The organism is Sphaerisporangium sp. NPDC005289 (assembly GCF_040607455.1).
Lineage (GTDB): Bacteria > Actinomycetota > Actinomycetes > Streptosporangiales > Streptosporangiaceae > Sphaerisporangium > Sphaerisporangium rhizosphaerae.
Genome location: NZ_JBEXGS010000015.1, coordinates 84,010 through 97,852, shown reverse-complemented (window position 1 = coordinate 97,852; position 13,843 = coordinate 84,010). Strand labels below are relative to the sequence as shown.

General features: G+C 74.2%; 9 protein-coding genes. 7 read left to right on the top strand and 2 right to left on the bottom strand.

What is annotated here, in order from left to right; translation table 11 throughout:
* Window positions 1-77 precede the first annotated feature (77 nt).
* Together sigK and ABZT47_RS25240 are read left to right on the top strand one after the other, a co-directional pair.
* Window positions 78-668, top strand: a complete 591-nt coding sequence (gene sigK, locus ABZT47_RS25245; RefSeq protein ID WP_354846752.1) for an ECF RNA polymerase sigma factor SigK — start codon at window positions 78-80, stop codon at window positions 666-668.
* A complete protein-coding gene (locus tag ABZT47_RS25240; protein ID WP_354846749.1) occupies window positions 665-1,660 on the top strand; it encodes an anti-sigma factor in 996 nt (331 codons plus the stop codon). Before sigK ends, ABZT47_RS25240 begins: the two co-directional genes overlap by 4 nt.
* Window positions 1,661-1,767: 107 nt before the next feature.
* Here the strand turns inward: ABZT47_RS25240 and ABZT47_RS25235 are convergent, their stop codons facing one another.
* A complete protein-coding gene (locus ABZT47_RS25235; protein WP_354846747.1) occupies window positions 1,768-2,919 on the bottom strand; it encodes a hypothetical protein in 1,152 nt (383 codons plus the stop codon).
* Between the two features lie 329 nt (window positions 2,920-3,248).
* On the opposite strand from ABZT47_RS25235, the gene ABZT47_RS25230 reads away from it, so the two are divergent.
* On the top strand, window positions 3,249-3,479 hold the full coding sequence (locus ABZT47_RS25230) for a hypothetical protein (protein ID WP_354846744.1): 231 nt from the start codon (window positions 3,249-3,251) through the stop codon (window positions 3,477-3,479).
* Window positions 3,480-3,596: 117 nt separating this feature from the next.
* Here the strand turns inward: ABZT47_RS25230 and ABZT47_RS25225 are convergent, their stop codons facing one another.
* Entirely contained in the window at window positions 3,597-6,449 is a 2,853-nt protein-coding gene (locus ABZT47_RS25225; protein ID WP_354846741.1) for an AAA family ATPase, read from the bottom strand.
* Window positions 6,450-6,576: 127 nt separating this feature from the next.
* On the opposite strand from ABZT47_RS25225, the gene ABZT47_RS25220 reads away from it, so the two are divergent.
* From ABZT47_RS25220 to ABZT47_RS25205, 4 genes are read left to right on the top strand one after another with little or no spacing between them, the layout of a single operon-like run.
* Window positions 6,577-6,765 (top strand): hypothetical protein, encoded by a 189-nt coding sequence (locus ABZT47_RS25220; RefSeq protein ID WP_354846738.1) that lies wholly within the window; start codon window positions 6,577-6,579, stop codon window positions 6,763-6,765.
* Between the two features lie 37 nt (window positions 6,766-6,802).
* Window positions 6,803-10,273 carry a hypothetical protein gene (locus tag ABZT47_RS25215; RefSeq protein ID WP_354846735.1) on the top strand — a complete coding sequence of 1,157 codons (3,471 nt, stop codon included), beginning with the start codon at window positions 6,803-6,805 and terminating at the stop codon, window positions 10,271-10,273.
* Complete coding sequence (locus ABZT47_RS25210) at window positions 10,270-12,597, top strand: hypothetical protein (RefSeq protein ID WP_354846732.1); 2,328 nt, start codon at window positions 10,270-10,272, stop codon at window positions 12,595-12,597. Before ABZT47_RS25215 ends, ABZT47_RS25210 begins: the two co-directional genes overlap by 4 nt.
* A complete protein-coding gene (locus tag ABZT47_RS25205) occupies window positions 12,594-13,838 on the top strand; it encodes a ferritin-like protein (protein WP_354846729.1) in 1,245 nt (414 codons plus the stop codon). Before ABZT47_RS25210 ends, ABZT47_RS25205 begins: the two co-directional genes overlap by 4 nt.
* The last annotated feature ends 5 nt before the right edge of the window (window positions 13,839-13,843 follow it).

The following is a 13,843-nucleotide window of genomic DNA, read 5'->3' as shown; positions in this document are numbered from 1 at the left end:
GCTCCCGCGCCATCCACGGGGCCTTCTGCGCCGAAGTAGTGGTGTCCGCGTCCACGCCGACGGTTGGAGAAGAAGGCATGAGGCCGACACGAGCCGTGCCCCTGGACGGCGGCCGGCACGACCGGCCGGGTCTGGAGGAGCTGCTGAGACGGCTCGCGCGGGGAGACCGCGCCGCCTTCGATCAGGTCTACGACATGGTGGCGCCCGCCGTGTACGGGGTGGCCCTGCGGGTGCTGCGCGACCCGGCCCAGGCCGAGGAGGTCGCCCAGGAGGCGCTGATCGAGGTGTGGCGGTCCGCGGCCCGTTTCGAGGCCGCGCGCGGCTCGGGCATGGCGTGGGTGATGACCATCGCCCACCATCGCGCCGTCGACCGCGTGCGCGCGGCGCAGGCGGCGACCGACCGCGAGGACCGCGTGGCCCGGCTGGAGGTGCGCCGGCCCTACGATGACGTCGCCGAGTCGGTGGAGACGACCCTGGAGCAGGAACGGCTGCGCCGCTGCCTGGGCGGCCTCACCGAGCTGCAGCGCGAGTCGGTCACCTACGCCTACTACGGCGGATACACCTACCGCGAGGTCGCCGAGCTGCTGAAGGTGCCGCTGGCGACGGTCAAGACCCGGATGCGCGACGGACTGATCCGCATGCGCGACTGCCTGGGGGTGGAACGATGAGCGGCGATCCGCACACGCTGGCCGGGGCGTACGCGCTGCGCGCGGTCGAGGACGCCGCCGAGCGTCAGGCGTTCGAGGAGCACCTGTCCCGGTGCCCGGAGTGCGAGCTGGAGGCGCGCGGGCTGCGCGAGGCCGCCGCCCGCCTGGGCGCCGCGCTCGCGGTGGAGCCGCCGGCCCGCCTGCGGGGGCGCGTCATGGCCGAGATCGGCATGGTCCGCCAGCTCCCGCCGGTCCCCGCCGCCGACCCGGCCGTCGGCAGGGGCCCGCTCTCCTTCCCCGTCCAGCCCCCGCCCGGCCCGGGCCCCGCCCCGGCCGGCGGCGCGAATCCCCTGGGAGGCCCCGGCTTCCCGGGTGCTCCCGGTTCACTAGACGGTTCCGGTTCCCGGGGCGGTGCGGGGTCCGTGGGGGGCCCCGGTTCCGATTCGCCGGGGGCCGGGCCAGGGGGGCCGGCGCCGTTCCCCGGGCCGGGGCAGGGGCCCGGCCGGGGGAGCGGCAGACGGTCGCGGCGGCGGGCGGCGAGCCGGGCCGCCTGGGCGCCGCGCGTGGCGACCGGGCTGGCCGCCGCCTTCCTGGCGGCCGCGGTGGGCCTGGGTGCTGTGGCCGTTCGCACCGGCGACCAGCTCGACCGGGCCCGGGCGGGCGGCGAGCGGCTCGCCGCCGTGCTGGCCGCGCCGGACGCCCGCACCGTCACCCGCACGGCGGACGGGGTCACCGGCACGCTGGTGGTCTCGCGCTCCCAGGGCCGCATGGTGTTCGTCTCGGCCGGGCTGTCCGCCCTGCCCGAGGGGCGCACCTACCAGCTGTGGCGCATCGGGCCCTCGGGCGCCGTCCCCGACGGGCTGACCCGTCCCGGCGCCGACGGCCGCACGCCGCCGGTGGTGCTGGGCACGCCGGGGGACGCCACCAAGGTCGGCGTCACGGTCGAGCCCGCGGGCGGGTCGCGCCGGCCCTCCGGTGATCCGCTCCTGGTGATGCCGCTGCCCCCGGCCTGACCTGCCCTGCCCTGCCCGGCCTGACCTGCCCGGCCTGACCTGCCCGGCCTGACCTGCCCGGCCTGACCTGCCCGGCCTGACCTGCCCGGCCTGACCTGCCCGGTCTGTCAGGCCGGGGGGCCGGGCGGGGGCGGTGCGGGGAAGCGGAGGGAGGCGGCGACCAGGTGCTCCTTGAGCTCGGTGTCGGCCTGCACGTGCTCCACCGAGCCGCCCTCCTCGATCACCGCGTCGGCCAGCTCTCCGATCACGTCCGGTGTGCGCCGGGTCGCCTTGCCGCACAGCGGGCAGGCGTCCCCGCCGGTGCCGAGCCAGCCCGACTCGTCGCACACCACGCCCGGCGCCGTCGCCCCTTCCTGGACCAGAAGGGCCTGCACCGCGGCGACCGACCCCGCCCACAGGCAGTCCGCCAGCCCGAGGGCCGCCGGCCTGCGCGTCGCCGACCGCTCCAGCACCTCGGCGACCCAGCGGCGCTCCTCCTCGCGCTCGTAGCGTTCGAGGATGCGCTCGGCGCTGTGCCGGATGTCGGCCGGGGTCGCGGTACGCGGGTCGACCGAGAAGGTGCCGGCGACCCTCGGACGCAGATGGCGGGGAAGGAAGTCGACGAACCCCGGCACCTCCTCCGGATGCCCGCCCAGGATGATCAGCTCGTACCTGCCGGTGCGGAACAGCTCGTCCACCAGTCGCGCGGCGTTGCGGTAGTGCCGCCGGGTCAGGTCGTCGGCGCGGTTGCGCACGCGGTGCTCGGTGTACCCGTACCAGCCGGCGTAGTTGGACTTGCGCAGCGTGGGGTCCTCCACCTTGCCGGCCTCGCGCATCTCGTCCTGGTACAGCTCCCAAGCCTCGGCCGAGCGCCGGTCGAGCACCAGGACGCAGGAGCGGTGGTACTCGTCGAGCACCGCCAGCATCGGGCGCACCCACGGGGCGGCGTCCACCATGACCCGGTCGCGCACGGTCCGCGGCAGCGGGACCTGCTCGAACAGGTCGGCCCCGCTGCAGGAGAACACCGCCACGGCGCCGGCCTCGGCCCGCTCCAGGCCCTCCATGCCGGCGATGCGCTCGATGTCGCCGCGGATGGACATGCGGGCCTGGCGCCCGAGGGAGCTGTCCTGTCCGAGCGGGCGGATCTCGTGCAGCAGGCTGTTGACGCGGGTGGACAGAGTGGTGTTCCCGTCCGCCCCGACGCTCACGTACAGCGACACCACGGGCACGTCGCCCCCGTTGAAGCGGATGATCCGGTCGATCGTCTCTGCGGTGATCATGCATCGCCCCCGTCGTCGCTTCTGTGACCTCTGTATTCGTTCCCACCCACGGACCGGGGAGGTGGCCGGGTGGCGCGATCAGGGGGACAAGAAACGACAAGGCGGACATGGGGCGACCGGCGAGGCCGGTGGAATCAGGGAGATCAGGGACGGATCGCGTGGCCGCCGGGAGCGGCCGCCTCGCGCTGCTCTACAGTTGGCGTCATGAGCAGGCGCCGCGGGCCCGCGTGACGGCCCGGGGCGCGGCCTGTCCCGCCGGGCCGCCTCCAGCCTCCGCCACGGCCTGCCTGACCGGCGACGACCTCGATCCGCGACCCGAGGAGGACCCATTGAGCAGTGCATCCGCCGACAACCTCGATCTTGCCACCAGCGCCAGGGAGATGGCCGACCGCGAGCCGGCCGGGTCGCTGAACCACGCCGCCGCCACGTCGGTGGCGATCACCTGCGCCACCACGCGCAACATCGCCGAGGCCCGCGCCGTCCTGTACGGGGTGACACCGCCCGACGTGCGGGAGGCCGCGCTCGCGCTGTTCAACCGCCTGTCCGCCGGCGCCGCGTGAACGCCTGACCCCGGCCCGGCGCGCGGATCGGGGTCCGCCGCGAGCCGGGCGTGGACGGCCGCATCCAGGCGGCCCGTGGCCGGACGACGCTCCGCGCGCACCGGCCCGCTCGACGCCTCAGGTGGGGGAGCCGAAGGCCTCGCTGAGCTGCCTGCGGTTGACGATCGCGAGTTTGCGGTAGACCCGTGCGAGATGGGTCTCCACGGTCTTGGTGGAGATGAACAGGGTCTGGGCGATCTGGCCGTTGCTGTGCCCGTGGAGGGCGAGGAGGGCCACTCTGCGCTCGGCCGGAGTGAGGGCGTCGATGCCGGCGACGGCGGTCCGGCGCGGGCGCATGCCGGCGGCGTGCAGTTCGGCGCGGGCCCGTTCGGCGAGCGGGCGGGCGTGCATGCGGTCCGCCAGCGCCAGGCCCTGTCGGAGCGGTGGCCCGCAGTCGCGGCCACGCCCCGCCCGCCACAGCGCGGCCCCGAGGTCGACGAGGGCGCGAGCGTGCTCGAGCGACGCGGGGGTTCCCTGCAAGATCTTCGCCGACTCGGCGAGCAGCGAGAGGTCGGGACGCGGCCTGGCGACCAGGCCGGCGACGCGCAGCGCGGCGCCGACGGCCTGCGCCACGCCGACGGTCCGGGCGCGGGCGACGGCCTGGCCGGCCAGTTCCTGGGCGGCGCGGTGGTCGCCGAGGTGGTGCGCGGCGATGGCCGCCGTGCCCCGCCAGGGCAGCAGGCCCGGATGGTCTATCCCGTAGAGCCGTTCGAGCAGGTGGCCGGCGTCGCGGGCGGCTCGGAGCGCCGCCGCCGGGTCGCCTCGCAGCAGTGACAGCCGGGCGCGGCAGTCGAGGACGAGCGGGGAGTACATGCCGTCAGGGGGATGTGGGTCGGCCAGGTGCAGCGCCTCCTCCGCGGCGTCCTCCTCGCCCCGTTCGAGGTGCACCCAGGCGAGCAGGAAGGCTATCCAGCCGCCCGCGGAGTTCCAGCCTTCGTCGTGCGGCCCGCGGGCCGCCTCAAGGTCGGCCAGGGCCGCGGTCAGCGCCCCCTGGTGGTAGCGGGCCAGCGCCCGGTGGTAGCCGGCGTAACCGTAGGCGAGCACGTCTCCTCTGCGTCGTGCCGCCGACAGCGCGGCGTCGGCCGCGGCCTCGGCCGCGACCAGCTCACCGGCGATGACCAGGGCGTGGACGACGATCCCCATCAGTGAGCCGTGGCCGACCGGGTCCACCAGGGGGTCGTGGGCGAACGCGCCGGAGGCGGCGCGCAGTACCTCGGGTACCGGGTCGCCGTCGAGGGCGAGTTGCAGGGTGAGGTGCGCCAGCAGGCCCGGCCTGCCGGGCGGGCGCCCCTGACGGGCCTCGCGCAGCACCGGCGCCAGCCGCAGGGCGGCGTGGTGGCGCAGCGAAGGATGGAAGCGGGCGATCATCAGGTACTCGGCGAGAACATCCTCCGAGCGCGGGTCGCCGGCCTCGAACAGGTCTAGTGCGGCGTCCTGGGCGACCGCGGCGCCGGTGAAGTCCCCGCGCGAGTTCCGCAGCCGGGCGAGCAGGGTGAGCGCCTCGGCCCTGACAGGGGCGGGCGCGTCGTCGAGCAGGGGGAGCGCTTCGGTGACCGTGTCGTGGGCGGCCAGGTCGCCGGCGGTCATCTGGGCGCGGGCCAGTTCGAGCATGAGCTCGCCGGAATGGCGCCCGGCGGTGGCGTCGGCGAGCGCCCGGTGAAGCAGCCGGGTGGCCGCGGCCGGGTCGCCCCGGCGCAGTGCCAGGCCGGCCGCCTCGCGCAGTGTGCGTGCCACGGCGAGATCGCCTTCGGGCTGGGAGACCAGCAGGTGGCCGGCCACTTTCTCCACCCCCTCGCCGTCCTCGGCGAGCAGGTCGGCGGCCCTGCGATGGGCGCGGGCCCGGGCGAAGGCGGGAAGGTCGGCGTGGACGGCCGCGGCGATGAGCGGGTGGAGGAACCCGAGCGGGTCGCCGGGGCGCAGCAGGTGGGCGCCGGCCAGCACGTCGGCGGCCCGCTCGGCGGCAGGGAGGCCGAGGCCGGCGTGACGGGCCGCCCGGCGCAGCGGGGTGCGATCGCCCAGGACGGCGAGCGAGGTGGCGAGGCGGCCCGCCTCGGCGGGCAGCCTGGCCAGTCGCGCCAGCACCGAGTGGAGCACGGTGCCGGGCACCATGCCGGCGACGGCGCTCGCGGGCGGGACGTGCCCGTCGGCCTGCAGGGACCGCAGCAACTCGCCGACCAGAAAGGGGTTGCCGCCGCTCGCATGCGCCACGGCGGCGGCCAGGTCGTCCCCGGCGGCGGGGAACACGCCGGCCACCAGCCGTTCGACCGCGCCGGCGGACAGGGGCGCGGGGGCCAGCAGGCGGTTCGGGGGCTGGACGGTCAGCCGGCGCAGCGCCGAGACCTCCGATCCGTCCTCGCCGTCGCGCACGGCGACCACCAAGGCGAGCGGGAGAGCGCCGACTCGGTCGGCGAGCATGGCGAGGAACCGCAGCGACGCCTCATCCGCCCACTGCGCGTCGTCCACGGTGAGCAGCATGGGGCGGACCGCGGCGCCTTCGGTTCCCCATCCGGTCAGGTTGACCGCCAGCCGGCACAGTCCCCGCAGCATGTCGTCGCTGCCCGGTGCCGCCGGGGAAAACTCCTGGCGAAGAAGCCCGGGAAACAGCGGCGCGGCCGGTGCGGCGAGGCCCGCCGCCAGCCGGGCGCGCTCCTTCGGGCGGGCGGCGGTCAGCGGCGGGGCGAGGAGGTCGAGTGCCACGCCCAGCGCTATCGCCCGCTCCAGTTCGTGCCCGCGGGCCGCCAGCACGAGCAGTCCGTTCGCCTGGGCCTGATCGGCGGCGGCGGCCAGCAGCCGCGTCTTGCCCACTCCGGGCGGCCCCTGCACCACCACCAGGGACCCGCTCCCCATGCGTACGGCCTCCAGCGCCGCCGCCAGTGCCGTCAGCTCGCTGTCACGTTCCAGCAGCAACGATTCCGCCACGCGCTTCGTCACGCCCCCACCGTAAGACCGCGAACGCGCACCGGCCATGAATACCTGCCGGTAAGGGTGGCGTATATCGCCAAATATCAGGGTGTCGACCCTGACGCCGGGCACCGAGCGACGGCGGCAGACTGCGCGGGTGAGCGACTCTGGGCACCGCGTCCGGCTGACCGTGGAAGTCGATCTGCTCGCCGACCCGATCGAAGGCGTCCTGCGTCACGAGCACGGCGCCGACAAGCCGTTCGCGGGCTGGATGTCGCTCATCCGCGCGTTCGAGCTGGCCCTGGACGACGAACGGCTCCGCCCCGCTCCGCCTCCGCCCGGCTGACACCCCATCCGATGGACCGAGCCTCACGGAGGTCTCCTTGCCGATCGACCATGCCCTGCCCCTGCGCGTCGACTGTGACTCACGCCTGTCGGAGGACGTCTTACCGGTCAAGCCGGTGAGCGTCGATCCCGAAGCGCACAACCACACCTCCATCGCGACGACCGATGACGGAACCCATCTGCTGCTCGCCATAACGCCCGGGACCGGCCTCGCCGAGGTGCGGGCGTCGGGGGAGTCGGCGTCGGGGTACACCCTTCACCCGCTGCCGAAGGGGGCGCGGGCCCAGGAGGTCGTGACCCTGGTGGACGCGGACGGCCTGGTCAACGCGTTCTACGCCACCGAGCCGGCCCTGCTGCACTCGGTGCGCGACGCCCGCGGTGAATGGGGCGAGCCGGCGGAGCTGGCCGCCTGCACCGGGCTGGGCGTGGCCGAGATCCCGCTGAGCGGGGACTTCGCGGTCAGCGGCATCGACGCGCGCGGCGATCTGACGCTCTGCACCGCCGACGGCGGGAAGTGGACCGCGGCCCGCGTCGACCTCGGTGGCGAGCTGGTCGGGGGAGAGGCCCGGCTGGCCTTCACCTCACCCGACGCCTGGGTGCTGTTCGCCACCGCCGGTGGCGTGCTGCGGATCTGGCCCGGCACCGGCGACCGGGTGGCCGCGCACCCCGAGGTCGTCAAGGTGGCGGCCCCCGCGGCGCGGCTGCTCGCGACCTACCCGCACGCGGACTCCGCCATGGTCGTGTTCACCGACACCGCGAACAACCTGTACTCCTCGGCGGGGTTCGGCGACACGCCCGTCCGGATCCCGCTCGGCGAGATCGTCCGGGGCACGGCCGTGCTCGACGACGACGGGATGGTCCGGTGCTACGGCTGCGCCCCGGACGGCAGGCTCTGGCAACTTCGGCAGACCGCCTGGACGGCCGATGACGTCCCGGTCTGGGCGCCGATCTTCCCGCTCGACACCGACGCCGTGCAGGTGAGAACCCCCGCCGGCGGCGCGGGCGCGCTCGCCGTGACCCGGGCGGACGGCACCGTCGACCTGCTCAGCCGGCCGCGTACCGGCGGTGGATGGACTCGCGTGCCGGTGCACGGCCACGCCGAGGACGCGCCGATGGTGGTGTCCCGGTACCGCACCCGGCTGACCGTCACCGACGCGAACGGCCTGCCGGTGCGCCACAGGGCGATCGAGCTGACCTCCTCGCGGCTGGTGGGCCTGTACAGCGGCGGGCGCACCGTGCTCGCGCGGCCCGGCACGGCCGCGACGCTCACCACCGACGAGACCGGCGCGGTGGAGTTCAGCCAGCCCGCCACCGGCTTCACCGCGGTCACCTTCACCGCGCGCGTCGAAGGGGCGGCGGAGGATCTGCCGATCACCCCGCACGGCTACCTGTACGAGACGCTCGCGGGCAGGGCGCCCCTGTTCAACGGCACCGCCACCATCCCGCCGATGAGCGCGGACATGCTGCGCGCCGCCCGGGGCAAGGACGGCCCGCTGCTTCCCGGCCTGACCCCCGAGCTCGCCAAGGTGGCCGCCGGCGCCGTCATCCGGCTCGCCGCCCTCGGGCCCGGGGGCGCCAAGCCGGACGGGGGGTTCGAGGTGGACCTGCGCGACCCCGGCGCGCCCCGGCTCATCTCCTACGCCACCGCGGACGCCGTCACCGAACGGCTGGCGGCCTTCCACACGGCGGCCGGGCCCGCGACCCTCACGGCCCGGGGCCCCGCACCGGCGGAGGCGCTCTCGGCCGGCGTCCTGGGCAAGAGCCTCGGGGACTGGCTGGTGGACGTCTGGCAGGCCCTGAAGTCGGGCGCGGTCAAGCTCGTCGCCTTCATCGCCCATCCGGACCAGAAGACCTTCTCCGCGCTGGTGGAGTCCGCGAAGGGCGTCTACACCACCGTGGTGGGCCTCGCGCTGGAGGGCCTGGCCGAGGTCGGCTCCCTGATGCAGAGCGTGCTCAACACCATCGAGCTCGCCTTCGACAAGGCGAAGGACCTGTGGCAGGACGCCCTGCACTGGCGCTCGATCTGGCGCACCATGGACGAGTTCTACGGCACCATCACCACCGGCCTGTCCTCGCTCCAGCGGTGGCTGGGCGACTCCGCGGCGGTCGGGACGGGACGCTTCTTCTCCGATCTGAAGTCCGAGCTGAACGCCGGGCTCGACGAGGCCGCGACCGTGCTGGGGAGCACGACCATCAACGACGTCGGCCGCGGCCGGGTGCGGCTCGGGCTCCGGCCCGCGGGCGGCCGGTCACCGGGGCTCGCGGCGGCACTGGAGGGCAGTCCCGCCCAGCACAACTACGTGCTCACGAAGATCCTGGACAACGTGCCGGACCGGCCGGCCAGGACGATGCCCCCGCTCTCCGACGGCTTCACCGGCAAGCTGGTCAAGGCCGTCGAGGACTCCGGCATCCTCGCGGACGGCGGGAAGGCCCTGCAGGACGTGGTGCCGGTGTGCCTCACGCTGTTCCGCGACCCCGCCAAGGCCGGGGAGCTTCGCGTCGCCGACCTGCTGGCGGCGTTGCGCGACCTGATCGACCTGGCGCTCGACGCCTGCGACGTGCTCGTCGTGACGCTGCTGGAGCTGGCGGCCGAGGTCGTGCGGTGGGTCCACGACCTGCTCACCGCGCCGATGGACGATTCGCCGGTGCTCACCTGGATGTGGGACAACCTGGCCAGGCCCAGCGGCAACCGTGACGCGATGACGCTGGGCCGGCTGTTCTGCCTCGCCTTCGCCGCGCCGGTCACCCTCGCGTGCCTGGCCGCCACCGGCCGCGGGCCCTACGACCCGCTCACCAAGGCGGAAGGTGAGCGCGTGCTCGCGAAGAGCGTCGCGGCCGGCTCGCCGGCCGCCGCCGGGCCGAGGTACACGCCGCTCGAGGACGCGCAGTACTACTCCTCCATGGTGCTGATCGGCATCGACATGCTGACCGACACCGTCAACATGGCGGACGCGCAGTCCGGCGCCGACAGCGTGGGATCGCTGCTGGTCAACGGGCTCGACCTCGCGGCCAACATCATCATCCAGGGCCTGTTCGTCCCGAGCGCCGACTGGAACTGGGCCGCCATGACGAGAGGAGAGAAGATCACCAACGGCACCTGGATCGGCTACTTCGCGCCCATTCTGACCGACGGGGCCTTCCACCTGATCGACCAGGTCAAGGCGATCAGATCGGCGGGCGGTGGCGCGGAGCCCGCGACGGGGGAGGGAGGCGGGGGATCGGACCTCACGATCACCGCCTTCATGGTGAACGTGGGCATCGACGCCGTTCTCGGGCGAGCCCTGATCGCCTTGGGCGTCACCGGCGCCGCCCTGCAACTGAAGGACGGCGATCCCGGCGTGTCCTGGCTGGACGTCTTCGAGGCCGTCGTGGGCCCGCTCCCCTGGGCGGGCCAGCCGCTCCTGCTGACCGAGGTAGTGGAGGCGACCGCCGGGATCTCCCCCATCGTGCAGATAGGGGTCCTGGACCCTCTCGGCGACTTCGACTGGGACAGGGCGGCCACCCCGTGACGACGGACGCGAGCGTCGAAGAGGTCCTGCGTCACCTGCGGGGCAAGGGCGTGACCCAGGGCTGGGACGTGGTGTGCGCCCTGTCGGCGCACAAGGTCAACGAGCTGTTCCAGCGGCAGTTCGTGCAGGACCTCGTGTCCGGGGACCACCTGCCGCCCATCTCGGGCACCGTGCCCATCATCGACGACTACGCGGTCGAGTTCGCCGACGTCGTCCTCGGTCATCCGCTGATCGCGTTCGACCCGGCACTGGACCCCCAGGCGGCGCGGCTCACCATCCCGGTCGTCTCCGGGATCGCCCGCACCGTTCTTACCGCGGGCGGGGCGGCCAAGGTCGTCTCCACCCAGTGGATCACCGGCGCGCAGGGCTACACGATCACCGGCACCGTGCCGCTGGGAAAGGTGAAGGGAGAGGTCGAGCACCAGACCCACGTGTCCCTGCGGATCGACGACGGCAAGGACTTCTTCGCCGACCTCGGCGTGCCCGGCGCGACGGGCACGCTGCTCGGCGCGTATTTCCTGCGCCTGCTCGCCGATCCCGGCGCCGGGTACCGGCGGTACGCGCTCGGCACGCTGGACTACACGCCGAACGCCACCGACCTCACCCCGGCCGGCGACTTCGAGCTGGCGACCCAGCGGGACCAGGCCGACCCCGCGGACGCCGGGCGGCTGCTGCTGTTCGTGCCCACGGCCTACAACCCCAAGGGCGGCACGCAGACCTCGCTTCCTCTGGCCAACGTGGTCCCCGCCGGAATGGACACGACGCTGCTGGTGTCCGGCAGGGTGCTGTTCGGCGGCATCCTGCGCGACCTGGTCGCCGGCGTCGTCGGCGCGGGCAACACCGACGCGCACGGCGACGCGTCGGACGCCTGGTCGGTCACGGTCACCGGCGGGAGCATCACCATGCCCGTCCGGTACACCAGCAAGTACGGGACCGTGCAGGCGGGCTGGTGCGGCAAGCCGCAGGACGTCTACGTCACCCTGAAGGACATCGCCTTCCGTTCCTCCGCGGGGGCGCTCACCGGCACCTGGTCGCACGACTGGCAGCAGGCATGGAGCGTCGAGGTCGACCTGCCGGCCCTGCCCACGATCTGCGACGAGGGTCAGGTCACCATGACCGTCGAACTGGACACCACCTACCGGCCCGGCGTCGACCCGGTCACCGCCGAGATCACCTTCACCTCGTCCGGGGGCGTCGGCGTGAGCTTCCCGGCCCCCGACGACTCGTTCTTCAAGAAGATCGACCCTTTCCAGGACGAGCAGGCCCGGCAGCTGACCTGCGACCTCATCGCGAAGGAGATCGTCTACCAGCTCAGCGGCCTGTTCGGCTTCACCGTCCCGCACGTCGGCGCGTTCGCGGTGACCAACCTGCTGTTCCCCGGACGGCAGACCGCCCGGCTGCTGTCGGCCCACGTGCCCGGCGACCTGGTCGCGTTCGGCACGCTGAACGCGCCCGGCTTCGCCGTGTCCCCGCCGCTGTCGGCCGTGACCACCGCCGAGACCGTGCGGCTCGCCGCCGACCGGCCGGTCACCTGGTCGGTCCCGCGCGGCGGCGGCCGGATCGGCGCCGACGGGGTGTACACGCCTCCCGCCGGGCTCTCCCGGCCCAAGGTGGTCGTCGTCACGGCCACGGCGCGGGACCCCATCACCGCGGAGGGGGACGACGGCGATGGGGAGGCGGTCCGCGACGCCGCCGGGAAGGGCTTCGCGACGGCCCAGCGGGCGTACGCGGCGGTGGTGGTGACCCCCGCCCAGGTGACCGTCGCGCCGATCATCTCGGTCTTCGAGGCCCGTGACCAGGCCCGCGCTTTCACCGCGCGGCTGCCCGGGTCCGCCGAGAAGGTCACCTGGTCGATATCTCCGGCCGTCGGGACGGTGGACGACACGGGCCGCTACACCCCGCCCGCGAAGCTGGACCGGCCGGTGGCCGTGACGCTCACCGCGCGAATCGGAAAGGAGAGCGGCAGCGCGCGGATCGTCGTCTTCCCGGCGGCGCCGGTCGCCGTGCAGGTCACCCCGTACGCCCCCGCGCCGCTCGGCCCGGGCGCGGCCCGGTCGTTCACCGCCGCCCTGGGCGGCGACCCGGTGCGGGCCGAGTGGAGCATCCTGCCGGAGGTGGGGCGGATCGACCAGGACGGCCGCTACACCGCCCCGGAGACGGTGCCCGCCCCGTGCGCCGTCCTCGTGGTGGCACGCGACCCCCGCACCCCGGCCCTCGGCGGCACCGCCGTCGTGCTCCTCACCCCCGACGGCGACGACACCGGCGCCGTCATCCGGCCCGCCCCCGCCCAGCTTCCGAACCGACGATCGGACGACCTCTCATGACGCCCCCCGCCGCCAGGCTGTTCCCGCTCACCATGACCCACCGGCCCCTGGACTCCGTCGAGAGTCTGGCCGCCCATCTGCAGACGGCGCTGACCATCGAGCTCTCCACGATCCCGCCCTACCTGTGCGCCCTGTACTCGATCACCGACCCCTCCTCGGAGGCGTCCCGCCTGATCAGGGGCGTGGTGGTCGAGGAGATGCTGCACATGATGCAGGTGGCCAACCTCATGAACGCCATCGGCACGCCCCCCTCGCTGGCGGAGGAGCATGTGCCCGTCTACCCGGCCTACCTGCTCGGCCACGCGGAGGGTGGCCCCTTCATCCAGCTCCAGCCGCTGTCACCGCTGCTCGCGCGCACGGTGTTCATGCAGATAGAGCTGCCCGAGTCCAGCCCGCAGGCGCCCGCCGAGGACGAGCCGTACCACACCATCGGCCAGTTCTACAAGGCCATCGAGCTGGGCTTCGAGAGCTGCGTCGCCAGGTACGGCGAGAAGGAGGTGTTCGGGCGCGACACCGGCTTCCAGCGTGACGACACCTACTTCGGCCCGGGCGGCGGCGAGCTGCACATCGTGCACGACCTCGACGGCGCGAAGGCCGCCATCACCGAGATCGTCCAGCAGGGCGAGGGGGCCGAGGTGCAGCGGCCGCCGGCGCCGTACGAGGAGCCGTACGGCGGATACGACCACTACGGCGACCGGCTGGACGGCACCTACGGACCGATCCTCGGCACGCCGTGGGAGCTGTCGCACTATGGCAGGTTCGAGCGCATCGCCCGCGGCGAGGTGAGCCTGCCGCCGATCTACCCGATGCAGGCCAACCCCTCCGCCGCCGGCCTCGACGGCGACTTCCGCAGGCTGTCCTACCTGTTCGACAACTGCTACACCCTTGTGCTCACCGCGCTCGGGGAGGCCGTCGGCAAGACGGCCCGCCCCGGCCCGTTCTTCCAGACGGCCTTCCCGGTCATGCAGGCGGCCCTGCCGGCCCTGGCGACCCTGCTGATGGGGACTCCGCTGAACCCGGCCGCCGATCCCGGGCTGGGCCCCAACGCCGGACCGGCCTTCGTGTACCGGCCACGCCCCGTGGAGGAGATCGTGGCCGAGGCGGCCGACCTGCTCGCGCGTCCGCCGTCGGCCTTCGGCGGCGACTACCGGCAGACCTGGCGGCACAACCTCGGCCTCGCCCACCGGGCGCTGGCCGGCGCGGCCGCGGACGACCTCACCCTCAACTCGGCGCACGGATGACAGGG